This window comes from Serratia grimesii, from assembly GCF_900186025.1.
Lineage (GTDB): Bacteria > Pseudomonadota > Gammaproteobacteria > Enterobacterales > Enterobacteriaceae > Serratia > Serratia grimesii.
The window spans coordinates 3,734,300-3,760,019 of the sequence record NZ_LT883155.1 but is presented as its reverse complement, the minus strand read 5'-3'; the positions used below and the strand labels follow the sequence as shown (position 1 = coordinate 3,760,019).

Annotated in this window: 21 protein-coding genes and 1 pseudogene; 13 read left to right on the top strand and 9 right to left on the bottom strand. The window is 54.1% G+C overall.

From position 1 onward, the window contains the following. Positions 1-121 precede the first annotated feature (121 nt). A complete protein-coding gene (gene acrD / locus SGBXF1_RS17690; RefSeq protein ID WP_186427276.1) occupies positions 122-3,259 on the bottom strand; it encodes a multidrug efflux RND transporter permease AcrD in 3,138 nt (1,045 codons plus the stop codon). A 282-nt stretch (positions 3,260-3,541) separates the two neighbouring features. Between acrD and SGBXF1_RS17685 the strand changes: the two genes are divergently transcribed. Continuing rightward, positions 3,542-3,820 (top strand): winged helix-turn-helix domain-containing protein, encoded by a 279-nt coding sequence (locus SGBXF1_RS17685; RefSeq protein WP_017893610.1) that lies wholly within the window; start codon positions 3,542-3,544, stop codon positions 3,818-3,820. Positions 3,821-3,846: 26 nt separating this feature from the next. Here SGBXF1_RS17685 and SGBXF1_RS17680 read toward each other — a convergent pair whose 3' ends face one another. Further along, entirely contained in the window at positions 3,847-4,479 is a 633-nt protein-coding gene (locus SGBXF1_RS17680) for a response regulator (RefSeq protein ID WP_037426331.1), read from the bottom strand. 424 nt (positions 4,480-4,903) lie between these two features. Continuing rightward, on the bottom strand, positions 4,904-6,586 hold the full coding sequence (narQ, locus tag SGBXF1_RS17675) for a nitrate/nitrite two-component system sensor histidine kinase NarQ (protein ID WP_186427275.1): 1,683 nt from the start codon (positions 6,584-6,586) through the stop codon (positions 4,904-4,906). 424 nt (positions 6,587-7,010) lie between these two features. On the opposite strand from narQ, the gene napF reads away from it, so the two are divergent. From napF to nudK, 6 genes are all read left to right on the top strand, one after another. Beyond that, complete coding sequence (gene napF / locus SGBXF1_RS17670) at positions 7,011-7,508, top strand: ferredoxin-type protein NapF (RefSeq protein WP_186427274.1); 498 nt, start codon at positions 7,011-7,013, stop codon at positions 7,506-7,508. Next, positions 7,498-7,764, top strand: coding sequence for a chaperone NapD (napD, locus tag SGBXF1_RS17665; RefSeq protein ID WP_037426321.1), 267 nt, complete (start codon positions 7,498-7,500; stop codon positions 7,762-7,764). The genes napF and napD overlap by 11 nt, the downstream gene beginning before the upstream one ends. Further along, on the top strand, positions 7,761-10,247 hold the full coding sequence (napA, locus tag SGBXF1_RS17660) for a nitrate reductase catalytic subunit NapA (protein WP_186427273.1): 2,487 nt from the start codon (positions 7,761-7,763) through the stop codon (positions 10,245-10,247). Before napD ends, napA begins: the two co-directional genes overlap by 4 nt. Positions 10,248-10,302: 55 nt before the next feature. Beyond that, positions 10,303-10,752, top strand: a complete 450-nt coding sequence (napB, locus tag SGBXF1_RS17655; protein WP_037426319.1) for a nitrate reductase cytochrome c-type subunit — start codon at positions 10,303-10,305, stop codon at positions 10,750-10,752. Positions 10,753-10,763: 11 nt separating this feature from the next. Then, positions 10,764-11,381: a cytochrome c-type protein NapC gene (gene napC / locus SGBXF1_RS17650; protein WP_082797642.1), complete on the top strand. Its 618-nt coding sequence runs from the start codon at positions 10,764-10,766 to the stop codon at positions 11,379-11,381. 130 nt (positions 11,382-11,511) lie between these two features. Then, positions 11,512-12,087 carry a GDP-mannose pyrophosphatase NudK gene (gene nudK / locus SGBXF1_RS17645; RefSeq protein WP_061808258.1) on the top strand — a complete coding sequence of 192 codons (576 nt, stop codon included), beginning with the start codon at positions 11,512-11,514 and terminating at the stop codon, positions 12,085-12,087. 70 nt (positions 12,088-12,157) lie between these two features. Here nudK and tkt read toward each other — a convergent pair. The 3 genes and pseudogenes from tkt to cbp21 form a co-directional block, all read right to left on the bottom strand. Continuing rightward, positions 12,158-14,153 (bottom strand): annotated as a pseudogene (gene tkt, locus SGBXF1_RS17640) (transketolase). A gap of 18 nt (positions 14,154-14,171) precedes the next feature. Beyond that, a complete protein-coding gene (gene tal, locus SGBXF1_RS17635) occupies positions 14,172-15,122 on the bottom strand; it encodes a transaldolase (RefSeq protein WP_130381634.1) in 951 nt (316 codons plus the stop codon). A gap of 283 nt (positions 15,123-15,405) precedes the next feature. After that, the gene (cbp21, locus tag SGBXF1_RS17630; RefSeq protein WP_037424092.1) at positions 15,406-15,999 is read right to left on the bottom strand and encodes a chitin-binding protein/chitosanase CBP21; all 594 of its coding nucleotides are present in this window, start codon (positions 15,997-15,999) and stop codon (positions 15,406-15,408) included. Positions 16,000-16,404: 405 nt separating this feature from the next. Between cbp21 and SGBXF1_RS17625 the strand changes: the two genes are divergently transcribed. Then, entirely contained in the window at positions 16,405-17,346 is a 942-nt protein-coding gene (locus SGBXF1_RS17625) for a LysR family transcriptional regulator (protein WP_037424089.1), read from the top strand. Between the two features lie 185 nt (positions 17,347-17,531). Here the strand turns inward: SGBXF1_RS17625 and chiB are convergent, their stop codons facing one another. Further along, complete coding sequence (chiB, locus tag SGBXF1_RS17620) at positions 17,532-19,031, bottom strand: chitinase ChiB (RefSeq protein ID WP_037424087.1); 1,500 nt, start codon at positions 19,029-19,031, stop codon at positions 17,532-17,534. A 296-nt stretch (positions 19,032-19,327) separates the two neighbouring features. On the opposite strand from chiB, the gene SGBXF1_RS17615 reads away from it, so the two are divergent. The 5 genes from SGBXF1_RS17615 to maeB all read left to right on the top strand — a co-directional run bounded on the left by SGBXF1_RS17615 (position 19,328) and on the right by maeB (position 23,294). After that, positions 19,328-19,654, top strand: coding sequence for a phage holin, lambda family (locus tag SGBXF1_RS17615; protein WP_037424084.1), 327 nt, complete (start codon positions 19,328-19,330; stop codon positions 19,652-19,654). Positions 19,655-19,664: 10 nt separating this feature from the next. After that, on the top strand, positions 19,665-20,045 hold the full coding sequence (gene chiX, locus SGBXF1_RS17610) for an L-Ala D-Glu endopeptidase ChiX (RefSeq protein WP_475297051.1): 381 nt from the start codon (positions 19,665-19,667) through the stop codon (positions 20,043-20,045). Further along, positions 20,042-20,425 (top strand): DUF2570 family protein, encoded by a 384-nt coding sequence (locus SGBXF1_RS17605; RefSeq protein ID WP_037424078.1) that lies wholly within the window; start codon positions 20,042-20,044, stop codon positions 20,423-20,425. The genes chiX and SGBXF1_RS17605 overlap by 4 nt, the downstream gene beginning before the upstream one ends. Beyond that, positions 20,415-20,579: an Rz1-like lysis system protein LysC gene (gene lysC, locus SGBXF1_RS17600; protein ID WP_186428552.1), complete on the top strand. Its 165-nt coding sequence runs from the start codon at positions 20,415-20,417 to the stop codon at positions 20,577-20,579. Before SGBXF1_RS17605 ends, lysC begins: the two co-directional genes overlap by 11 nt. A gap of 435 nt (positions 20,580-21,014) precedes the next feature. Next, positions 21,015-23,294, top strand: coding sequence for an NADP-dependent oxaloacetate-decarboxylating malate dehydrogenase (gene maeB, locus SGBXF1_RS17595; RefSeq protein ID WP_061808112.1), 2,280 nt, complete (start codon positions 21,015-21,017; stop codon positions 23,292-23,294). Positions 23,295-23,342: 48 nt separating this feature from the next. Here maeB and mmuM read toward each other — a convergent pair whose 3' ends face one another. Together mmuM and mmuP are read right to left on the bottom strand one after the other, a co-directional pair. After that, positions 23,343-24,281, bottom strand: coding sequence for a homocysteine S-methyltransferase (mmuM, locus tag SGBXF1_RS17590; protein WP_186427272.1), 939 nt, complete (start codon positions 24,279-24,281; stop codon positions 23,343-23,345). Next, the gene (mmuP, locus tag SGBXF1_RS17585; RefSeq protein ID WP_186427271.1) at positions 24,271-25,680 is read right to left on the bottom strand and encodes an S-methylmethionine permease; all 1,410 of its coding nucleotides are present in this window, start codon (positions 25,678-25,680) and stop codon (positions 24,271-24,273) included. Before mmuP ends, mmuM begins: the two co-directional genes overlap by 11 nt. Positions 25,681-25,720: the final 40 nt, after the last annotated feature.

Here is a 25,720-nt window from a genome sequence, read left to right as displayed (position 1 = left end):
CACTGGGTTGAGGTTGATAACAAGGTTGGTTGATTTGTCAGACATTGAAGCACCTTGGGAACGAGAGTACGCGTTCGAGATAAAGCAGCATCGGTTACCCGACGCTGCTTTTTTATGCCCGTTATTCCCCTTGGTCTGGCATTTTTGCGGCTATCGCGTGCTTGCCTGGGAAGCGGCGACGCACCAGCACAAAGAATAATGGCACGAAGAAAATCGCCAGCAGGGTGGCGGAAATCATGCCGCCCATGACCCCGGTACCTACCGCATGTTGGCTGCCAGAGCCTGCACCGCTACTGATGGTCATTGGCAACACGCCGAAGATAAAGGCCAGTGAGGTCATCAAAATCGGTCTCAGACGCATGCGTGAGGCTTCCAGCGTGGCCGACATGAGATCTTGGCCCTTATGGTTTAACTCATTGGCAAATTCGACGATCAGAATGGCGTTCTTCGCCGAGAGTCCAATGATGGTGAGCATCCCCACCTGGAAGTAAACGTCATTTTCCAGCCCGCGCAGCCAGGTGGCCGCGACGGCACCAATCACCCCGAGTGGGACCACCAGCATTACCGAGAATGGAATTGACCAGCTCTCATACAGCGCTGCCAGGCAGAGGAACACGACCAGCAGAGAAATTGCGTACAGCGCTGGTGCTTGTGAGCCAGACAGACGTTCCTGATAGGACATGGCGGTCCACTCCAGGCCAAAACCGGTTGGCAACTGGCTGACAATTTTTTCCATTTCTGCCATTGCGGTACCGCTGCTGACACCTTCAGCTGCTTCGCCGACAATCTCCAGTGCAGAGCTGCCGTTGTAGCGTTCTAGGCGTGGAGAGCCATATTCCCAATGGGAGGTGGCGAAGGCCGAGAACGGCACCATGCCACCTGCTTTGTTGCGAACGAACCATTTATCAATATCGCCAGGTAGCATGCGGAACGGGGCTGCGGCCTGCACATAGACTTTTTTCACCCGCCCGCGATCGACGAAGTCGTTCACATAGGTTGAGCCCCAGGCCGTTGATAGCGTGTTGTTGATGTCATCGATAGAAACGCCCAGTGTCTGTGCCTTGCGTTGGTCAATATCAATTTGCAGTTGTGGACTGTCGTCCAGACCATTGTGGCGCACTCGGGACAGCAATGGGTTGGCGCTGGCCAGTTGCAACAACTGATCACGTGCAGCCATCAGTTTGGTGTGGCCCAGCCCGGCGTGATCTTCCAGTTCCATATCGAAACCGGAAGAGTTACCCAGACCGGTGATCGCCGGCGGACTACTGGCGATCACTCGTGCCTCATTAATCTTGTTAAAGGCTGTGGTAGCACGATTGATGATGTCGAAAGAGCTATTGGCACCTGAGGTGCGCAATTCCCAGTCCTTCAAACGAATAAACATACGTGCCACGTTCTGCCCGTTACCGCCCGGTCCTGCACCAATGGTGGAGAACACCGACAGTACGTCCTCTTTTTCTTGGGTCAGGAAGTAATGTTCAACTTTTTCTACCACCTTGGTGGTTTGCTGCAACGTGGATCCTGGCGGTAATTGTACCTGCACGGTAAACACCCCGCGGTCCTCTTGCGGCAGGAACGAGGTTGGCAGCTTGATAAACAGAAACGCCATGCCGCCAAGCAGCAGCAGGTAAATTGCCATATAGCGCGCGCTGAAGTGCAGCACGCGCGCGACGCCACGCTCGTAGCGTTCGGCATTACGATTGAACATGCGGTTGAACCAACCGAAAAATCCGCGCTTGCCGTGATGGTGCCCCTTAGCGATGGGTTTAAGCAGTGTGGCGCACAGGGCAGGGGTCAGGATCATTGCCACCAGTACCGACAACACCATGGCAGAAACGATGGTGATCGAAAACTGGCGGTATATTGCGCCAGTCGTGCCGCCGAAGAACGCCATCGGGATAAACACCGCCGATAACACCATCGCGATGCCGACCAATGCGCTCTGAATCTGCGCCATGGATTTTCGCGTGGCTTCACGGGGGGGCAGACCCTCTTCGCTCATCACACGTTCGACGTTTTCCACCACCACGATGGCATCATCCACCAAGAGCCCGATGGCTAACACCATGGCGAACATGGTCAGGGTATTGATACTGAATCCACAGGCGGAAAGAATGGCGAAGGTGCCCATTAGCACCACCGGGACAGCGATAGTCGGGATCAGTGTGGCGCGGAAATTTTGCAGGAACAGGTACATCACCAGGAACACCAGCAAAATGGCTTCCAGCAGTGTTTTCACCACGTCCTTGATCGAGGCTTTCACGAACGGGGTGGTTTCATAAGCCACCTTGGCTTCCAGCCCGTGCGGGAAATACTGCGACAGTTCGGCAATTTTATCCTTCACCAACTGATCGGTTTGCAATTCGTTGGCGCCTGAGGCCAACTTGATATTCATCCCGGCGGCCTGTAGACCGTTATAGCGGCTGAGGAAGTTGTAGTTTTCACCACCGAGTTCGATGGTAGAAACATCACCGAGTGTGACCAGCGAACCGTCCTGATTGACCCTGAGGGTGATTTTGCGGAACTGTTCTGGTGTCTGTAACTGGGACTGCGCGTTAATGGTGGCATTCAGCGCCTGCTTATCGACAGATGGTGACCCCCCAAGTTGGCCGACAGCCACCTGCGCATTTTGAGACTGAATGGCCGTGACGACATCCTGGGTAGTGAGCTGATAGCTGTTGAGTTTGTTCGGATCAAGCCAGATACGCATGGCGTATTGCGAACCGTAAACGTCCATGCTGCCCACGCCGTTGATGCGGCTGAGCGGGTCTTGCAGGTTGGAGACGATATAATCGGCAATGTCCTGTTTGTCCATGCTACCGTCGGTAGAGACAAAGGCCACCATCATCAACGTGGTGTCGCCGGATTTTGATACAGTAACACCTTGGGTTTGTACGGCTTGCGGTAGGCGCTTGATTGCTGCCTGCAGTTGGTTTTGCACCTGCTGCATCGCTTCGTTAGGGTCGGTGCCGGCTTCAAAGGTCAGCGTCACGGTAGCCTGCCCGGTATTGGTACTCTGCGACGACATATACATCATGTTGTCCAGACCGGTCATGTTCTGTTCAATAATCTGGGTGACGGTGTTTTCTAGCGTTTGTGCAGAGGCGCCAGGGTAAGTGGCGCTAATGCGAACGTTCGGCGGCGCGAGGTTCGGATACTGTTCCACAGGTAATGAAAAAATCGCCAAAACGCCAGTCAGGCAAAGAATAATTGCCAGGACCCAGGCGAAAATCGGGCGATCAATAAAAAAATTAGCCATGCAGCGCGAACCTCGTTATGACTTGTTCTATCTTTAAGACGCATCGGAATTGCGTTTCTCAGCGGCTGGGAAGGATTCCGGCGCCTATGCACTTTACTCGGGAAGGGGGAGTAAAGCGTGGAGAAAAAAAGGAGATAATGTAAATAACGGTAGTAGAAACCTGCAAGGTCGCCGCTATTGTTGTTAAAACGGTCATTAAGACAATTTTATGACTATCAAGGGCCTGACCGATTAGTGTGCCCGGAAAATAATCAGGACTCATAGTGTAAGCAGGAGCTTGGCATGGAAATTAACCCGGTATTTGCCCGTCGTCTTTATCTGTGCTGGTTGATCAGCCACAGCGAACGGCCAAACGTCCCACGTCTGATGGAATTGACGGGGTGGCCGCGTCGTACCCTGCAAGACGTGTTGAAAGCCTTGCCAGGCTTGGGGGTCGAATTGCAATTTGTTCAGCAGGGTGTACGCAACAATGACGGTTTTTACCAGTTGGAAAACTGGGGGCCGATCAACAAGGGCTGGGTTCACCAGCACCATCAGGCACTCCTCGCCGCCATCGAATGAACATTCCCCGGCGTGCCGGGGAAGTATTATTGACTTTTGTGCTCCAGATACATCACTGTCGCTGCCACGCGTGAACGCACATCCAGTTTGCGCAGCATGTTGCGGATATGCACTTTCACCGTCTCTTCAGAAATGTGCAATTGTGCGGCAACCTGTTTATTGGACATCCCACGTGCGACTTCTTGCAATACGTCCAGCTCGCGCTCTGTCAGTTCGGCAAAGGGATCGTGTTGTTCGCTGCGGGATAACAGATAATCTGCCACCGCGTCACTGATCACATTTTGGCCTTCTGCGGCGGCGAGAATGTGTTCCAGCAGCTGTTCCGGTTCACTGTCTTTCAGTAGATAGCCATCGGCACCGGCGTCGATCAACGCATAGACATCGTTGCGTGAATCGGAAACCGTCAGCACGATGATGCGTGCATCCACACCTTCATTGCGCAGTGCTTTCAGCGTGTCCAGACCGGACAGCCCTTTCATGTTCAGATCCAGCAGGATCACGTCCGGTGTTTGTTGTAACGCAAACGTGATAGCTTCGTTGCCGTTGCTGGCTTCGGCGACGACGGTAAACAGCGGGTCAAGCCCCAGCAGTTGTTTGATGCCGCGGCGCATCAGTGGGTGGTCGTCAACGATCATCACTCGGTAATTCTTCATCACCATGAAATATGCTCCCTGTAGCGAGTAAAGCCACTCAAACGCGCTGTGCAGCACGCTTCACAGTGGGACAGACTCTTGATAGTGGTACTTAGGCTGTATCCCGTATTTGACCGTGGCACTGTCGCAGACCCAAAAGCCCGTAATCAAGGCGGAGGGTGCAGGACATCGTGGGCCTACGTTCAAACCCGACAACACAGAGTACGGTTTTTTGGGGTGCGACCCGAAGGGCTGGGGCCATTTGAATGCGCACCTGTGTTACGCGCCGCTTATTTGGCCCACCAAACCTCACGACTCGCGCCTTGCTGCGCGTCCAAATAACCGCCAGCGGTGCTCACGTGCAAATATGGGATGCAGCCTATTTCCACACACATCCTGAAATGACCGTTAGACTTCGCTAAACCGTAACGAAGGGTGAACAGTCCTGATTTTATGGCGGGAATGTCAGTTGGACTTCCGTGCCTTCTGACTCACCTCGCTTGATGCGCAGCGTTCCTCTCAGCCGCGCAGCGCGCTCGCTCATGATGGTCAGGCCATAGTGACCTTCAGGTTCACTCAGACTGGCGATACCGCAGCCGTCGTCTGCAATGCTAATCCTGTTGTTACCCTCGGCTGTCACGCCACAGCGAATCACGATCTCCCGTGCGTTGGCGTGTTTGATGGCGTTGAGTACTGCTTCACGCACAATTTGCAACGCATGCACTTGCTGTTGGGCATTAAGCGCCTGGGAAGAAAGCCGACAGTGTAACTGAATCCGCGCGTCGGTAAGAACCTTTAATGGCGCCAGTAACTGGTCCAGTGCGGTGTTTAAATCGGCTTCCTGAATGTTCAGGCGGAAGGTCGTCAGCAGTTCGCGCAATTGGCGATAGGCATCAGCCAGCGCCCGATCGAAATCATTGATAATTTCATGGGCATCCGGGGCTGTACCCCCCAGCGTTCGTTTGAGCAACGTGAGTTGAATACGCAAAAAAGACAGTGCTTGCGCCAGAGAGTCATGTAACTCTCGGGCGATAGTGGCACGTTCTTCCATCAGCAAAAACTGCATGTGTTGCTTCTGCGCACGGTTAAAATACACTCCGCGACTCAGCATATTGGCGACACTTTGCATCAAGTGCGGGTGGGGAGGATGATCGTGATGTTGCCAACTCAGTTCACCCAACGGCTTGTCGCCCTGGATTATGGTCAGCGATTGCCAGTCCAGCGTCGTCGACGGTGAGCCGCTGTGCAATTGCCATTCACTGAGATTGTCTGCCACCTTTAGCTTGATGCAGTGCAGGTGTTCACTTTGGCGCACGATGTGCAGGATTTGCTCAAATGCCTGCTGATCTATTTGCCGTACGCTCAGCGCTTGCGAACAGTTGTACAACACCTCCAGCGTCTTGTTCGCTTGCTGTAGGCGCTGGGTTTTCTCCTGCACTTTATGTTCAAGCGATCGATACAGTTTGGCCAGATCACCAGACATGGCGGTAAAGGCTTGCGACAGTACCCCAAGTTCGTTTGGCAATTCGGTATCCAGCGGCGGGTAATGAAAATCCCGTTGTTGTACGCGCTGGCTGGCTTCCACCAGGTGCTTAAGCGGTGTGACGACCTGGCGTCGCATAAAGCGGATACAAAACAGCACCAGGCCAATGATGACGATATACCCCACCACACTGATAGCGGCCACGATGGTCAGTTTCAGTTCGGAATAACGCTGTAGTGCCAGTACAAAATGGTCAATCTGATTCACATAGCCGGCAATGTTGGTCTGATAGTCTGCCGACTGCCCCGCCTGGATCTGCTGCGCAAGCGGTTGCCAGGCATGCTGCAGAGAGAGGTATTTTTCACGGACATCCGCAGGCACGTAAAAACGATCCAACTTTTGCAATACCGGGGCTTGCAGAGACTCTTGGTATTGCAGCAGATGCTGGTCCCGTTCCGGGGCCTGTTGGGCAAGGTCGTACGCTAATCGGTAGCTTTGCATACGCAGTGAGCCAGCAATGTTGACCGCTTCGGCGTCACGCAGGCTGTCAGCGACGGTAGTCAACGCCAGGCCAGTGGAGAGCACGGACAAAATCACAATGCAAAACAGCGCCTTGGCCAGGCTGCTGGTCACTGAACGTTTAACAAGCAATCATGCATCCTTTTCTCGCGTGCGATGGACATTGTTGAGTTTCATTCGAAAGCAAAATTATAACTTTTGCAACCAAAATGCGTGGTGTTTCGCATTAAGTTGTCTGTCATAGCACCAATAAACAGACGTTATATAATCAATTAGATAGCGTCCGGCTGGAAATAGTGTGGCTAACATCTCACAGCACCTGGTAATAGATTGATCTGGCGCAAGCTACCCCCGTATTTACCCCTTTAGGGTGATTATATACCCCCCGCAGTCCTTTTATCTTACCCCCGTCTTTAGCAGGGTTTATACCCTTTGCCCCTTCGTTATTACGTGGTGGGCAGCCGTTCGAAACTCTGAGAGCAATACAACAATAACAGTACTGGATTAGGCACTCTTTACACGCGGTGGCGTGTTTGCAACGTCAAGGAAAAACAGCATGACCATATTGTCGCGGCGCAAACTGCTCGGTGGACAATGGCGTCAGCCAACCGCTGCGATCCGCCCCCCGTGGTCGCTGCAAGAATCCCTTTTTATTGCGGGTTGCACCCGTTGCCAGGCCTGTGTTCGAAACTGTGAAACGGGCGTTCTTATCGTCGGTAGCGGCGGTTTTCCTGAAGTGAATTTCCAGCGTGCGGAATGTACGTTTTGTGGGCTTTGCGCGCAGGCGTGCGCGGAACCGTTATTTCGCCCGTTGGCGGAAACGCCCTGGCGACAACATGCGGTGTTCGGTACCGCTTGCCTGGCGCACCAGGGTGTGGAATGCCGCAGTTGTCAGGACAGCTGTGAACCCCAGGCCATACGGTTTCGGCCCCGTTTAGGCAAGATGGCGCCACCCATGCTGGATGTGGCGGCCTGCAACGGTTGCGGAGCCTGTGTCGCCGGCTGCCCGACCGGTGCTGTCACCTTAACCCGGAGCGAAAATAATGATGAATAGCGAATGGCACGTCAGCGGGCTGGTGGTGCAGGCGCGACCGGAAAAAATCCCACGGCTGACTTCGGCTTTACTGGCGATAACGGACACGGAAATCCCGGTGCAGGATCAGGAGCACGGCAAGTTGGTGGTCGTCATGCAAGCCGCTTGCTCTCATGCGCTGCTAGAAAAAATTGAGTCGGTACGCAATCTGGACGGCGTGCTGGCAGTATCGCTGGTTTATCACCAGCAGGACACTCAAGGTGAGGTAACGCCATGAAACTCAGTCGTCGAGACTTCATGAAAGCAAATGCCGCAGTAGCGGCTGCGGCAGCCGCCGGTTTGACTATTCCCACGGTGGCACAGGCGGTAGCAAGCAGTGCTGACGCCATCAAATGGGACAAGGCGCCCTGTCGTTTTTGCGGAACCGGCTGCGGTGTGCTTGTCGGGACCCAAAATGGTCGTATTGTTGCCTCACAAGGGGATCCAGATGCAGCGGTCAACCGTGGGTTGAGCTGTATCAAAGGCTATTTCCTGCCGAAAATCATGTATGGCAAAGACCGTTTAACTCAGCCACTGCTGCGCATGAAAGACGGTCAATATCATAAAGAAGGCGAGTTTACCCCTGTTAGTTGGCAACAGGCCTTCGACATCATGGCCAATAAGTTCAAGCAAGCATTGAAAGAGAAAGGACCTGAGGCGGTCGGCATGTTCGGTTCCGGTCAGTGGACGGTATGGGAAGGCTATGCCGCGGCCAAATTGTTTAAAGCCGGATTGCGTTCCAATAATCTGGATCCGAACGCACGTCACTGTATGGCGTCAGCGGTGGTGGGCTTTATGCGCACCTTCGGCATGGACGAACCTATGGGCTGTTATGACGATATTGAGCAGGCCGACGCCTTCGTGCTGTGGGGCTCCAATATGGCGGAGATGCACCCGATCCTGTGGTCGCGCATTACTGATCGTCGTCTGAGCAACGAACACGTCAACGTATCGGTGTTGTCTACCTTTGAGCATCGCAGCTTTGAACTGGCGGATAACGGCATGGTGTTCACGCCGCAGACCGATTTGGCGATCATGAATTACATCGCTAATTACATCATTCAAAACAATGCAGTCGATCAGGACTTCCTTAATCGGCACGTCAATTTCCGCCGTGGGGCGACGGATATCGGCTACGGCCTGCGTCCGACGGACCCACTGGAAAAAGCGGCGAAAAACCCGGGCAGCGATGCTTCGGAACCGATGAGTTTCGAAGCGTACAAAACCTTCGTGGCGGACTATACGCTGGAAAAAACAGCGAAATTGAGCGGCGTGCCAGAAGATCAACTGGAAGCGTTGGCGAAGCTGTATGCCGATCCAAACATCAAGGTCGTGTCTTACTGGACCATGGGCTTCAACCAGCATACCCGTGGCGTATGGGCTAATAACCTGTGCTACAACCTGCATCTGCTAACCGGCAAGATTTCCAAACCGGGCTGTGGACCGTTCTCACTGACTGGGCAACCTTCTGCCTGCGGTACCGCACGTGAAGTGGGTACTTTTGCTCACCGTTTGCCGGCTGACATGGTGGTCACTAACGAAAAGCACCGCCAGACAGCCGAACAGAAGTGGCAATTGCCGGCGGGCACTATTCCGGCAAAAGTTGGGTTGCATGCGGTGGCGCAGGACCGTGCACTCAAAGACGGCAAGCTGAACGCTTACTGGGTGATGTGTAACAACAACATGCAGGCTGGGCCAAACATCAATCAAGACAGGATGCCGGGCTGGCGTGACGCGCGCAACTTTGTGGTGGTATCTGATCCTTATCCAACCGTCAGCGCATTGGCTGCCGATTTGATCCTGCCGACGGCCATGTGGGTTGAGAAAGAAGGGGCTTACGGCAATGCGGAGCGTCGTACCCAGTTCTGGCGCCAGCAGGTGAAAGCGCCGGGTGAGGCTAAATCCGATCTGTGGCAACTGGTGGAATTCTCCAAGCGTTTCACGGTGGAGGAAGTGTGGCCAGCCGAACTGCTGGCACAGAAACCGGAGTATCGCGGTAAAACGCTATATGACGTGTTGTTCGCTAACGGTGAGGTCAATAAATACCCATTAACGGAAATTCCGGAAGACCAGCTAAACGATGAAGCCCGTGACGTCGGTTTTTACCTGCAAAAAGGGTTGTTTGAAGAGTATGCCGGTTTTGGTCGTGGCCATGGTCATGATCTGGCGCCGTTCGACAGTTACCACCAGGCGCGCGGTCTACGCTGGCCTGTGGTGGATGGCAAAGAGACGCTGTGGCGCTACCGAGAAGGCACAGATCCTTACGTGAAGGCGGGGGATGCGGTGCGTTTCTACGGTAAACCGGACGGCAAGGCAGTGATCTTTGCGCTGCCATTTGAACCGGCGGCAGAGAGCCCGGACAGCGAATACGATCTGTGGTTATCCACCGGTCGTGTGTTGGAGCATTGGCATACCGGCTCAATGACACGACGGGTTCCCGAACTGCATCGTGCTTTCCCACAGGCAGTGTTGTTTATTCATCCTCTTGATGCCAAAAGCCGCAATTTACGTCGTGGAGATAAGGTCAAGGTGAAGTCACGCCGTGGTGAACTGATCAGCACGGTCGAAACCCGTGGCCGTAACCGCCCACCCAAGGGGTTGGTCTATATGCCGTTCTTTGACGCTGCGCAGTTGGTGAACAACCTGACGCTGGATGCCACCGATCCGCTTTCGAAAGAAGTCGATTTCAAGAAATGTGCGGTGAAGTTGGAGAAGGCGTAAGGCTGACGAATAGCGCGATGAACACCTTATTTAATTACCCAGGAGCCAAATAAAAATGAAAAGCCCCGTTCTGAAAAAGACGCTTGCCCTGTGGGTGACCTTATTGTCGCTGGTGTTCGCCGGTCTGGCGTTTGCCGCGAGTGATGTCGATCTCAGTAAATCCCCTGAAGTGTCCGCCACCGTTGGCGGGCCGATCTCAATGCCGAAACAGCAGGAGCGGATGGCACTGAACTATGTCAATCAGCCGCCGATGATCCCGCACAGCGTGGATGGTTACCAGATCAGCAAAAACACCAACCGTTGCTTGCAGTGCCACGGGGTAGAGCACTACCGCACTACCGGTGCACCCCGCATCAGCCCGACACACTTTATGGATAGAGACGGCAAGGTATTGAGTGACGTCGCACCGCGTCGCTATTTCTGCTTGCAGTGTCACGTACCGCAAACCGACGCGGCACCCATTGTCGGCAATGATTTTCAGCCCATGCCGGGCTTTGGGCATTAAGCGGGGGAGCTATGAGCGAACGCAAACATACTATGACTGAAAAAAAGCCCGGGCTGTTACTACGATTGTGGCGCTGGTGGCGTAGGCCAAGCCGCCTGGCGCTGGGTACGCTGCTGCTGTTGGGGTTTGGCGCCGGGATCATCTTCTGGGGTGGTTTTAATACCGGCATGGAAGCGGCGAATACCGAGCAGTTCTGTATCGGTTGTCATGAAATGCGTGAAAACGTCTATGAAGAGTACATGGGGACAGTGCACTACAACAACCGTAGCGGTGTGCGTGCGACCTGTCCGGATTGTCATGTGCCACATGAGTGGGCGCCCAAGATGCTGCGCAAGTTGAAAGCCAGCAAGGAGTTATATGCCAAGGCATTCGGTTTGATCGACACGCCACAGAAATTTGACCAACATCGGTTGGCGATGGCGAGCAACGAATGGGCGCGCATGAAGGCCAATGACTCGCAAGAATGTCGTAACTGTCATAATTTCGAATACATGGACTTCACCGCGCAAAAAACGGTGGCGGCAAAGATGCACGACAAAGCAATAACCGAGGGTAAAACCTGTATCGATTGTCATAAAGGTATCGCCCACAAGCTGCCGGATATGCGCGACGTTCCTAACGGGTTCTAACGTATTTAGCCGTAAAAACCCCGTCGCTCTGCATGAGCTGCGGGGTTTTTTGTTGCAAATCCATTGCCACTTCGGGGCTTAATCGCGGTATCATTTTTGCGTTTCAGCTAACGGAAAAGAAGAAGGGTTCATGTCCGCGAAAATTGAGAATGTGAAGAAAGAGCTGTTATCAGATAACTGGTATGTGCTGCACAAATATACTTTTGATTTGAAGCGTAAGGATGGCGGTTCCGTTCAGCAGATGCGTGAAGTCTACGATCGTGGCAACGGCGCAACCATTTTGCTGTACAACCGTGCCAAGGGCACCGTGGTGCTGACAAATCAGTTCCGTATGCCGACCTATGTGAACGGTAACGACAGTGGCATGCTACTGGAAGCCTGTGCAGGCTTGCTGGATGCTGACTCACCGGAGCAATGCGCACGCCGTGAAGCCGTGGAGGAAACCGGTTTTCAGGTTGGCGACGTGAAGAAGATTTTCGAAGCCTATATGTCTCCGGGCGGCGTGACTGAGATCGTGCATTTCTTCATTGCTGAATACCATGACGACGAACGCAATACGTTCGGTGGTGGTATCGAAGACGAAGATATTGAAGTGGTGGAGTTGCCGTTCACCGACGCGGTGGCGATGATTGCTGATGGGCGAATCAAAGACGGCAAGACCATTATGCTGTTGCAGTACCTGCAAATTCACCGAGTCATGGAATAAAAAACCCGGCAATTTGCCGGGCTTTCGTCATCATGTTCAGGGCGCAGTATGCGGCGCCCCTGCTTACGGCTTATTTCAGCAGTGCCTGCGCCTTGGCCACCACGTTTTCCACGGTGAAACCAAACTCTTTGAACAGCTGTTCTGCCGGGGCAGACTCACCAAAGGTGGTCATGCCCACGATAGCCCCGTTCAGGCCCACGTATTTGTACCAGTAGTCCGCAATACCCGCTTCTACCGCCACACGGGCAGTCACTGCCGCCGGCAGCACGGATTCACGGTAGGCCGCATCCTGCTTGTCGAACGCGTCGGTAGACGGCATGGAGACCACGCGCACCTTGGTGCCCGCCGCCGTCAGCTGGTCTGCCGCTTCCACGGTGATACCCACTTCCGAACCGGTGGCAATCAGGATGACGTCCGGTGTACCGGCACAGTCCTTCAGCACATAACCGCCGCGATACACGTTGGCCAGTTGCTCCGCGGTACGCGGTTGCTGAGTCAGGTTCTGACGGGAGAAAATCAGTGTGGTCGGGCCGTCCTTGCGCTCGATACCGTACTGCCATGCCACCGCCGATTCCACCTGGTCACACGGACGCCAGGTGCTCATGTTCGGGGTCACGCGCAGGCTGGCCATTTGTTCAACCGGCTGGTGCGTCGGACCGTCTTCGCCCAAACCGATGGAGTCATGGGTGTACACGAACACGTTGCGAATTTTCATCAGCGCCGCCATACGCACCGCATTACGGGCGTATTCCACGAACATCAGGAAGGTCGCCGAGTACGGCAGGAAGCCGCCGTGCAGCGCGATACCGTTAGTGATGGCGGTCATGCCGAACTCGCGTACGCCGTAGTGGATGTAGTTACCCGCCAGGTCTTCATTCAGCGGTTTGGAGCCGGACCACATGGTCAGGTTGCTCGGTGCCAGGTCAGCGGAGCCGCCGAGGAATTCAGGCAACACCTTGCCGAAGGTTTCCAGCGCGTTCTGCGACGCCTTGCGGCTCGCGATGTTGGCCGGGTTAGCCTGCAGCTTTTCAACAAAGGCTTTGGCGTCGGCTTTCCAGTTGGCCGGGCAGTTCACCGTTCATACGGCGTTTGAACTCGGCAGCCAGCTCAGGGAAGGCCTTGGCGTAGGCAGCGAAACGGTCGTTCCAGGCCGCTTCTTTGGCCTTGCCGGCTTCTTTGGCGTCCCACTGGGCATAAATGTCCTGCGGGATTTCGAAGGCGGCGTATTTCCAGCCCAGCGCTTCGCGGGTGGCAGCCACTTCGGCGGCGCCCAGTGCCGCACCGTGCACGTCGTGGGTACCGGCCTTGTTCGGTGAACCAAAACCAATCACGGTTTTGCACATCAGCAGGGACGGCTTGTCGGTGACCTTACGGGCTTCTTCAATGGCGGCCTTGATGGCATCCGGGTTGTGACCGTCAACGTGACGCACCACGTGCCAGCCGTAGGCTTCAAAACGCTCTGCGGTGTTGTCGGTGAACCAGCCTTCCACGTGACCGTCGATGGAGATGCCGTTGTCATCGTAGAACGCGGTCAGTTTGCCAAGCTTGAGGGTACCGGCCAGCGAACAGACTTCGTGGGAGATGCCTTCCATCATGCAGCCGTCGCCCATAAAGGCGTAGGTGTGGTGGTCGACGATGTCATGGCCAGGACGGTTGAACTGCGCACCCAGGGTACGTTCGGCAATGGCGAAACCAACGGCGTTGGCGATGCCCTGGCCCAGTGGGCCGGTGGTGGTTTCGACGCCTGGGGTGTAGCCGTATTCCGGGTGACCCGGAGTTTTGGAGTGCAACTGGCGGAAGTTTTCCAGCTCGCTCATCGGCAGGTCGTAGCCGGTGAGGTGCAACAGGCTGTAAATCAGCATGGAGCCATGGCCGTTGGAGAGGACGAAGCGGTCACGGTCAGCCCAGTGCGGGTTGGTCGGGTTGTGGTTCAGGTAGTCACGCCACAGGACTTCGGCGATGTCCGCCATGCCCATAGGTGCACCCGGGTGGCCGGAATTTGCTTTTTGTACGGCGTCCATGCTGAGTGCGCGGATGGCGTTGGCGAGTTCTTTACGAGCAGACATTACGGGACTCCAGAGTGATTACAGTTCAGCGGCCAGCATGTCTTCCAGCTTTTGCTGGTCAACGGCGAACAGACGGATACCTTCGGCCAGTTTTTCAACCGCCATCGCGTCTTGGTTATGCTGCCAGCGGAATTCGGCTTCAGCCAGCGGGGCAGGTTGGTGGAAGGCTTCAGTGGATGGCGTCAGCTTACGTTCGACCGGCTGGTCGCTGTGCTTAAGTTGTTCCAGCAGATTCGGTGCAATGGTCAGACGATCGCAACCGGCCAATGCCAGGATCTGCTCTACCTTGCGGAAGCTGGCTCCCATGATCACCGTCTGATAACGGTGCTGTTTGTAGTATTCGTAAATGTTGCGTACTGATTTCACACCTGGATCTTGGTCGGCATCATAGTCAGCGGCAGGCTGTTTGGCCTGATACCAGTCATAGATGCGGCCGACGAACGGAGAGATCAAGAAGACGCCGGCTTCGGCGCAGGCACGAGCCTGGGCGAAAGAGAACAGCAGTGTCAGGTTGGTATTGATGCCTTCTTTTTCCAGTTCCTCGGCGGCTTTAATGCCTTCCCAGGTGGACGCCAACTTGATCAAAATACGTGATTTATCGATGCCTTGTTCCTGATACAGACCAATCAGTTTGCGTGCTTTAGCAACGCACATGCCGCGGTCAAAGGACAGGCGGGCATCCACTTCGGTGGAAATGCGCCCCGGTACGCTTTTCAGGATTTCGACGCCGATGTTCACGGCGAGTTTGTCGCTGGCATTGATCAGTTGGGTTTCTTTACTGCCACCCTGCTGGCGGGCATAGCTCAGGGCTTCGAGGATCAGTGGCTTATATTGAGGCAGCGCAGCGGCTTTCAGGATCAGTGAAGGGTTGGTGGTGGCATCTTGCGGTTCGAACTGGCGGATAGATTCGATATCGCCGCTGTCGGCCACAACCGTGGTTAGCTGCTTGAGTGCGTCTAATTGGTTCATTTATAAGCTCCTTGACCAAACGTCAATGTAGGGAAATGAGAACGTTTTCCATCATAGGCTGAACACACTGCATCAGAAGCGTAATGATTAAAATGCGCTTTTTCTGATTGTTGCGATGGATAAGAACAATGGATCCCGTTTAAAGCCAGGCAGGGCGCGGTTTGTTAGCCGTTGGCATGCACCGAAAAGCGGTCTCATGGTCACGCGCGGGACAGGCGTATGGGGCATCAAACAATAAAAAAGGGCCCAGCCTTGGCTGAACCCTAGGGTATTCCCCTTCTTATTACTTGGTCAAATTAACGTCAATGGCTTGATAGAAGGCATTGGCCGTATCTGCTACATCCCACACGGCGAGGATGACGTGCGAACCACTACGGTCTGCCGGTATGTTGCACTGGTGGGTGACCTGTGCAGCAGGAATGGCACCACCGTCGTTTTGTTGACAGAACGGCGTCAGATCAAACGAAGCACGGGTCAGTGGCTGTGACGCATCCCAGTTTGGCTTGGTAATGAAATAACGCCAGCTGCTGGTGCTGTGACGTGCTGTCAGCGTCCAGGTGAAGGAGTTCGGACCTGTGTGCAGGTTGATCTTGTTCCAACGGGTAGGGGTCTGCTGATCCAACTCGAAGAAGGTGGACTTGTCGGCACTGGCAATGTGTCCATCAGCCGGACCGGCCTGCGGGAAGCCTTTCAGCCCTTCAACGCTTTGCGGTTCATATTGCACGCTACCGCACTGGGTATTGAGCTGCAGTTTGCACTGATAGGCACGGCTGGCAGGTGTTTCGACATAACCGTGGGCTGAAGCTTGTTGAGATACGCCGAACAGTGCCGCGCTCAGCAGGCCAAGAGACATAAGGGTACGGGAAGTATTGTTCATAAGTCACTCCTGACTGAAGTTGTATTGTAAGTTGGGTTTATTTTCACCGGTAAAATGAGGGGTTATTAACGGAATTAAAAACATCATTCTTGGCGGCTTGTTTTATTTTTACGCTTAGTCTCTCTCGTCAGGGTGGAATGTTTTATAGGCTATTAACTAAAATTATTATGATGATTGTCTTTTATTTCTTCGTTGAATTTATTTAAACGCTACAGCCTAAAAAATCGGTGTCATGATGAATTTTATTTAAAGGATTGATGAATAGTCTTTCAGATGATTTTCTCTGATATGGAGTATATTGCTTGTGGTTTTACTTACTCTTGTGTGACTTGAACGACTTTACGCGCCAACCACTTGGGAATTTAGTGTCAATTTTTTCTTATTTTATGTCAAAGAGGAATTTGTATGACTAGATTATCCCTGGATGCGATTAAAATAATCAGCACCATCAAAAGTACCGGCTCTTTCTCAATGGCGGCGGAGGCGCTGCATAAAACCCCTTCGGCGATATCCTATCGAGTATCCAATATTGAAAGTAAGCTCTGCGTGAAACTTTTTCATCGTAATGGACCGATGATTACCCTGACAGATGAAGGGGAATTCCTGTTGCAGGAAGGCAGCTGGATTTTAAATGCGGTACAGGATCTTGAGAGTAGGGTAAGAAACATCCCCAAACTCGATAATAATATCCGCATCGTCGTTGATAATTTCTTTCCGCTGGAAACGATCACCCAGGATATCCGTGAGTATATTCAGCACAGCCCGAATGCCAACATTTCTGTGCAACGGGAAGCGCTGAACGGTACCTGGGATGCATTGAAGAATAACCGGGCGGATTTGATCATCGCCATTGGCCAGATCCCGGACAGCGTACAGGCGAAAACGCTGATGCTCGGCAAGCTGAATTTTGTGTTATGTGTCTCGCCTTCACATCCGTTTGCGGCGCAGAAAAAGCCGGTGGACAAAAACCAGCGGCTGAACGACATCGTAGTGGTGATTGCCGACAGCAGTCACGAATTGCCAAAGCGTAATCACGGTACCATGCCGTTACAGCGCCAGCTGGTGGTATGTGATGTTGAGAGTAAGCTGGCATTGCTGAAGCGGGGCATTGGCCACGGTTTCTTGCCCCCTGCGTTGATAGAGAAAGAGTTGGCAAGTGGTGAACTGGTGACGGTTCCGGTCGATATGCAAAAAGGCGATGAAATGATTTGGCTGGCCTGGCATCCGGCCAGTAAAGGGGCTGGTTTTACCTGGTGGCATGAACGCCTGACACGTAAAAGCGACGTTTTTAGCCTGATGGGGCGCGAAGTCATACGTGATGGAGGTTACCCTTGGTGTAACAACTGAGGGAACAGTGACGAAGGGATGCGAAAATTAAACGTTTAATTTACAGGTTGTGCTCCACTAAACCTCACGACTCGCGCCTTGCTGCGCATTCAAATGACCGCCAGCGGCGTCACGTGCAATGGTGGGACGCAACCTATAACCCCGTTGCCATCGGCCCCGGGGTTTTTTTATGGTGCAACCTGTGATTATGCTACACGGCCCACTTTCAGCCAGGCGGTATCCGAGCCGGGCGCAGACGTGATGTAACCCCATTTTGTCTGCCAGACATAGCCCTGATAAGACACCAGCGCACCCTGGTTATATACGGTGCCGGCAACGTAGGCTGGCGCGCTCATGAGCGGCAGGTTACCAGGACCAACACCGGTATAGCGCAGACCAGTACCCATATCCAATTGGCTGTCATCGTAGTCCGCCGCGTTGAAATAGCGGTCCAACGACGCCAGCAGGTCACCGTTGCGGTTGTCTTGGCCCAGATGCCAGAACATGACGCCGCCCAGTTGCTGCTGTTTGATGTACTTCGCCTTGTATTTGAAGCTTTCGACGTCGTCATAAGTAACGAACAAACCATTGGCCGCGTGATACAGGTACGGAGTTTTGGTTTTGTCGTTCCACAGGCGCTGGTAGCCATAGTTGCCCAACAGCATTTGTTCCAGTTGGCGATAGGAGGCGATACGTGGATCTTTATCACGGACGCACTCTTCGCAACCCACCAGCCAGTAGTCGGTACCTGGGAAGGGATCCTCCCCCGGTGTGCTGTGAGTGCTGTACTGGCCGCCGTTGCTGCTGCTGACGCCTTTAAATGCACGGCCGTAGAATGGCACGCCCATGACGATTTTGCTGCTTGGCACGCCTTCCAACATCAGATGTTGCTGTACTGCAGCGTCCACCGTCAGGCTGAATGGGCTCGGGAAGGCACGGGTCAGTTCTTCCCAGCTCCAGCCCAGATTAGCTTCACGCAGTGCATTATAGAAAGTTGGGCCGGCGCTATCGCCGAACAGCCCCGCCTGATGGTTGGTGATTTTTTCCCATGGGCCTGCAAGATCGTAGGTCATCAGGTTGATGTAATCGAGCGAGGCAACGATCTGCGGCAACTTGCTGTAATAACGTGACAGGAAGAATGCGCCGCCAGCGCCGGCTATGGTCAGTTGATAAGGCAATGCCTGGCGGCCATCGGCGAGGGTTTGCTGATTCAGCAGGGTGCGGATTTCTTGCAATGCAGCAACAAAACCGTCGACCTCGCTGCTCTGCGGATATTCCCAGTCAATGTCTACACCGTCAAAGCCGTAGTCTTTCATGATGCGGACGCAGGATTGCGCGAATTTGGTCCGTGACGCGGGGGTCTTCACCGCGTTGACATAGTTGGCGTGAGAAACCCCCAGATCGTTGGAGTAATACCAGCCGCCGATGGAGAACATGATGCGAAGGCTGGGGTTGTGTGCCTTCAGCGCGGTTAACCGGCTGACCACGTCACGCGCCTTGGCGTCATTAGTGGCGGGATCCCAGGCACATTCAAGATTGCTGTTAATGTCGAGGAACGAAAAATTAATGTGGGTGAGCTGCTTGGCCTTGGCCGGTGTAATATTCGACACGGGGAAAGGCACGACTGAGGTATCGGATTCGGTATAGTTATTAATTTGGTTGGTTGGAATAAAATAATAACCAATAACGGCTTTGCGTTCGGACATGGTATTTCTCCAGGTTGAGGTTTCTTGTTATTGAGAGAGATTCTCTCGCCGCTATTAATGTTTATTTTTAAGGTAAAGAGAAGTCGAAATAAATCACAGTAAAGATGAATTTTTTCATTACTTATCGTAGTTATTTACTGCCCCTTGTTGTGTCATGGTTGAGCGTGAATGAATTTGACCTTAGAGGCTATATTTATTCATTTGCTTTGTTATAGCATCCTTAACTAGATTCTGATGGTACCGATATTCCACCGGCCGTGATTGGCACTTAATTAAAATAAAATAGGAGTGTAGCTATGTCCAGCTTAGAGCCAGACGCTGTTGGCTTAATTATTCAGCGAGCATGTGAATATCTTCAGCCGGTGATGAATGCCATTTTGGCGGGAATCATGGCGTTATTACACGGTGCCTATCGCAACGTCGGCATGCGGCGCCGTCTCTTGAATGCGGCGATGTGCGCATTATTGGCCTGGACGGTGCGCGATGCATTGGCGTTGACCGGGCTGGAATTAAAATGGGCGAATCTTGCCAGTGTATTGATTGGTTTTCTGGGGGCCGACTATATCAGCGGATTAATTAAAAAATTCATTGGAAAAAAAACGGGGTTCAAAAATGATAAATGAAATAGAAGATATTCGCTTCACCGCCCGCAGCGAAGCTAACTTAGTGGGGGTTCATCCGGATTTGGTACGGGTGATACGACTGGCATTGCATTATTCACTGGTGCCGTTTTCCATCACCGAAGGACTACGCACCATGGCACGTCAGCGTGATTTGGTGCGAGGTGGCCAAAGCCAAACATTGAAAAGCCGTCATTTGACCGGCCATGCGGTGGACGTGGTCGCGATGCCTGCGGGCGTGGTGTCGTGGGAATGGGACTATTACGCGCAAATTGCAGTGGCAGTGCGTCGTGCGGCGCGTGAGTGTGCAGTCAACGTTGAGTGGGGCGGCGAATGGAAAACGCTGAAGGACGGGCCGCATTTCCAGCTTTCCTTCAGGGATTATCCGGCATGAGCAGTTGGCTAAGCAGGTTGTCACAAGGTGGATTGCTGCTGCTGTTGGTGGCGGCAATTTGCCTCGGTGCATACAGCTCACTGCTGTCGCATCGGCTGGAGTTGGTGCGACAGCAGGCGAGCGAACAGCAAAAGACCCTGGCGCAGCAGGCGGGGTTGATTGCCACGCTGCAAACCCAGGATGCACAGAACCGGGCGCTGATGGCGGCTCAACAGCAGCAGGAACAACAGCTGCGTCAGCAAAGTGACGTCTACCAGAGGAAATACCGTGAAGCGATTAAAAATGACGCCTGTGCTGGGCAGTCTATGCCTGACGCTGTTGTTGAGCTCCTGCGCCCAACCCTCGCAGACGGCAGTGCCGGTGGTGCTGTTGCCCCCTGAGTCAGTGTTTACCCCGTGCGAGCAGCCACAGTTGCTGGGTAACACCTGGGGCGATGCGCTGAGTTACACACTGGCACTACAAACCTCGTTACAAATTTGCGCAGGCCGGGTGGCGACCCTCAATACCTGGCGTGCCCAACTGCCGTCGCACTGACGGCAGTGTTTTTCTTTTCCATCCTGTGGTACTTCTTTTTTTACTTTTAAAAAACTATTTCGATCAAGGTTATGGCCCGGTTCAAAGTTTGTGACGTTTCTCTCACTATACTTAAAGGCTGTGCCCTGCCATTGTACGTGAGCGCCGCTGGCGGTCATTTGAACGCGCAGCAAGGCGTAGGTCGTGAGGTCTAGTGGGCCAAATAAGCGGCGCGTAACACAGATACGCGTTCACATGGCCCCAGCCCTTCGGGGCGTGCCCCAAAAGCCCGTACTCTGTGTTGTCGGGTTTGAACATAGGCCCGCTGTGCCTTGCTCCCTCTGCCTTGATTACGGCTTTTGGGTCTGCGACGGCGCCACGGAGAATGACAGGATGTAGCCTCATAGCCTTACAAGTCTTACCTCAACATAAAAGCAAAAAGCATAGGAACCTATAATGGACGAACAGCTCAAACAGAGTGCGCTTGATTTCCACCAATATCCGGTCCCAGGCAAGATCCAGGTATCCCCAACTAAACCGCTGGCAACGCAACGCGATCTGGCGCTGGCCTACTCGCCGGGCGTTGCAGCCCCTTGTCTGGAAATTGCTGCCGACCCTCTCGCGGCCTACAAATACACCGCACGCGGCAACCTGGTGGCGGTAATTTCCAACGGCACGGCGGTGTTGGGTCTGGGGAATATCGGTGCTTTGGCCGGTAAACCGGTGATGGAAGGGAAAGGCGTCCTGTTCAAGAAGTTTTCCGGTATCGACGTGTTTGATATCGAAGTGGATGAGCTTAACCCTGACAAGTTGATCGACATCATCGCCGCGTTGGAACCGACCTTTGGCGGTATTAATCTGGAAGACATCAAAGCGCCAGAGTGTTTCTACATTGAGCAGAAACTGCGTGAGCGCATGAAAATTCCGGTATTCCATGACGATCAACATGGCACTGCCATCATCACCACTGCTGCAGTGCTGAACGGCCTGCGGGTAGTGAAAAAGAACATCTCCGACGTGCGACTGGTAGTTTCCGGTGCCGGCGCTGCGTCGATTGCCTGTTTGAACCTGTTAGTGGCGTTGGGGCTGCGCCAGCAGAATATTACTGTTTGCGACTCTAAAGGGGTGATCTATAAGGGCCGCGACGCCAATATGGAGCAAACCAAGGCGGCCTACGCCATTGAAGATAATGGTCAACGTACGCTGGGGGATGCGATCCCGGATGCGGATATCTTCCTCGGTTGTTCTGGCCCGGGTGTTTTGACTCAGGATATGGTGAAAACCATGGCCAAGGATCCGCTGATTATGGCGCTGGCCAACCCGGAACCGGAGATTTTGCCGCCACTGGCGAAAGCTGTGCGCCCTGATGCCATTATCTGTACCGGCCGTTCTGACTATCCAAACCAGGTGAACAACGTACTTTGCTTCCCGTTCATCTTCCGTGGTGCGCTGGATGTTGGCGCGACCACCATCAATGAAGAGATGAAGCTGGCCTGCGTGCATGCGATTGCCGATCTGGCATTGGCAGAGCAGAGCGACGTGGTGGCTTCGGCCTATGGCGATCAGGACCTGTCATTTGGCCCTGAATATATCATTCCAAAACCTTTCGACCCGCGCCTGATTGTTAAAATCGCCCCGGCGGTAGCCAAGGCGGCGATGGATTCCGGCGTGGCGACACGTCCGATCGAAGACTTTGACGCTTACGTCGAAAAACTGTCCGAGTTCGTCTACAAAACCAACCTGTTCATGAAGCCGATCTTCTCCCAGGCGAAAAAAGAGATGAAGCGCGTGGTGATGGCGGAAGGTGAAGAGGAAAGGGTACTGCATGCGACGCAGGAACTGGTGTCGCAGGGGCTGGCCTATCCGATCCTGGTCGGCCGTCCGAGCGTGATTGAAATGCGGCTGAAAAAACTCGGCCTGCAACTGACGCCGGGTAAAGACTTTGAAGTGGTGAATAACGAGTCCGATCCACGCTTTAATGAATACTGGGGTGAGTACTACCAGATCATGAAGCGTCGCGGTGTTTCGCAAGAGCAGGCTCGCCGTGCGGTCATTGGTAACCCGACGTTGATTGCCGCCATCATGCTACATCGTGGTGAAGCAGACGCGATGATCTGTGGCACCATCGGTAGCTATCACGAGCATTACGATGTGGTAGAGAAAGTGTTTGGCTTCCGCGAAGGGGCACACGTCGCCGGGGCAATGAACGCGCTGCTGCTCCCTAGCGGCAACACATTTATCGCTGACACCTATGTCAATGATGATCCGACGCCGGAACAACTGGCAGAAATCACCCTGATGGCGGCGGAAACGGTGCGTCGTTTCGGTATTGAGCCGAAGGTGGCGCTGCTGTCCCATTCCAGCTTTGGTTCTTCGGATAATCCTGCGGCGTGCAAGATGCGTAAAACGCTGGAGCTGGTGAACAAGATGGCTCCGGAGCTGGAAATTGACGGTGAGATGCACGGTGACGCTGCGCTGGTGGAAAGTATCCGTAATGATCTGATGCCAGACAGCCCGCTGAAAGGGGCGGCCAATGTGCTGATCATGCCGAATATGGAAGCCGCTCGCATCAGTTACAACCTGCTGCGGGTATCCTCTTCTGAAGGGGTGACCGTCGGGCCGGTGCTGATGGGGGTATCGAAACCGGTACACATCCTGACGCCAATCGCCTCGGTACGCCGCATCGTCAACATGGTGGCGTTGGCCGTGGTGGAAGCGCAGACCGAACCGTTATAAGCCTTGAGTGACGACAAGCCTCCTGCGTTCCGGCGCAGGAGGCTTTTTTTATGCCTTGCAGCGTGCGGCGATCTGACAGATATCTTGCGGCGTAGTGCGGCAACAACCGCCAATCAGCTGTGCGCCGATGCGCTGCCATTCGCCGATTTGATCAATCAGACTATCGTGTGCGCCACCACAGGCATGCCAGGTTTTGCTTACCGCGTCGTAATGTTCGCCAGAGTTCGGGTAGACCAGCAGCGGCTTGTCAGTCAGCGCAGCAAGCTGCTCCAGCGCCGGGGTGACATTTTCCAGTGCAATGCAGTTAATGCCGATCGCCAGTACCTGTGGATTGGCGTGCAACGCCGCCATAACCGTGACTAACGGCGTACCGTCGCTGAGGTGTTGGCTGTCGCGCAGGGTAAAGGCAAACCATGCGCCAAGCGTTGGAAACTCTTGTAACAGGATCAACAATGCTTGCAACTCACCAAACGATGGCAGGGTTTCACAGGCCAGCAAATCAACACCGGCTTCAGCCAACGCTTTGATACGTGGGCGGTGAAAGGCCATCATTTCTTCCTGCGGCAAGGCGTAATCACCGCGATATTCGGACCCGTCGGCGAGATAAGCCCCATAGGGACCGACCGATCCGGCGATCAACAGCGGTACCGCCTGTGGGTGCAGTGCCAGATAGTCGTTGCGTGCCTGTTGCGCCAGTTGCGCGCTTTTGGCGATCAACGCCAGGGACTGTGAATGATCCAAACCGCGGCGTAAAAAGCCTTGTGGTGTAGCCTGATAGCTGGCGGTAATAGCGCATTGCGCGCCAGCGTTAAAATAGTCGAGGTGAACCTGATAAATCAGTTCAGGGTTTTCAATCAGCACTTTTGCCGACCACAGCGGATCGCTAAGGTCACAGCCGCGCGCTTCTAATTCCGTGGCCAACGCACCGTCTAAAATCAGCGTACGGTTGGCGGTTAAGAGTGTGGTGATAGGGTTGTTAACCGACATGATGCTCTCCCAGCGTTGTTTTTTGCCCGGTGCGGCGGGTCAGATAATAGGCTGCGTAGCACAGGGCCACAAACGGCAAACCGCAATACAGTGCAATACGTTGTTCTGGATCGAATGCCAGTCCGACGCAGGCCAGCAGGCACAGCGTAAAACCCACGATCGGCGTTAACGGGTAACCCGGCGCGCGGTATTTTAAACCGGAAATGGGCTGGCCACTGCGGACATAATGACGGCGGAACGCGTAGTGCGACGCGCAGATACTCAACCAGACCACCACCACCGCAAAGCCGGAAATCGCTGACAGTGCCACAAATACCGTGTCCGGCGCGATTACGCTGGTCAGCAATGCCAGTACGCCACCGAGCATGCTGAACGTCAGCGCGTTGATCGGGATACCCCGTTTATTGACGCGGGAGAAATAAGCCGGCAGGGTGCGCTGGTTGGCCAGCGACCACAGCATGCGACCCGAAGCGTACAGGCCCGAGTTGGCTGCTGACAGAATGGCGGTCAGGATCACGAAATTAAAGATATCGGCGGCATAGGGCACCCCGATGCGTTCAAACACCAGCACAAACGGGCTTTTGACAATCCCTGCCTGATCCATCGGGATCAGCGCAGCCAAAATAAACACCGTACCAATAAAGAACAGCATCAGGCGAATCACCGTGGTACGTATCGCCCAAGGCACCACCTTTTCCGGGTTCTCGGTTTCACCGGCGGCAATACCGATAAGTTCGGTGCCGGAGAAGGCGAAGTTCACTGCCACCATGGTCATCAGGATCGGCAAGGTGCCGTTTGGCAGCCAGCCGGAGGCGGTCAGGTTATGCAGGAAGGGCGCTGGCGTACCGTCTTTCATCGGCAGCAGGCCGAACATTGCCGCACCGCCGAGGATGATAAATGCCAGAATGGTGACGACCTTGATCAGCGAGAACCAGAATTCGCTCTCAGCAAAGAACCGGGTAGTGACCACGTTAAGCAGGAAAATCGCCGCGCAGAAGATCAAACACCATAGCCACACCGGCGATTGAGGGAACCAATACTGCATGCAGAAACCGGCGGCGGTCAGGCTGGAACCCAGTGCTACCGTCCAGGTGAGCCAGTACAGCCAGGCGACGGTATAACCGGTGGCCGAGCCAAGATAGCGTGATGCGTAGACGTGAAAGGCACCGGTTTCCGGCATCGCCACCGACAGCTCACCCAAACACAGCATCACCAGATAAACCACCAACGCCCCGATCAAATAGGCCAGCAGGGTGCCGAGAGCACCGGTAGTGGAAATGATATAGCCGGTATTGAAGAACAGCCCGGTACCAATCACTCCCCCCAGCGACAGCATCACCAGATGCCGGGCTTTCATGGTGCGTTTGAATTGCCCTTCGGCGGGAACAGGTGAGTGCATGATATTCTATCCGTATAGACGTCTAAGCAGCTAAATGGCT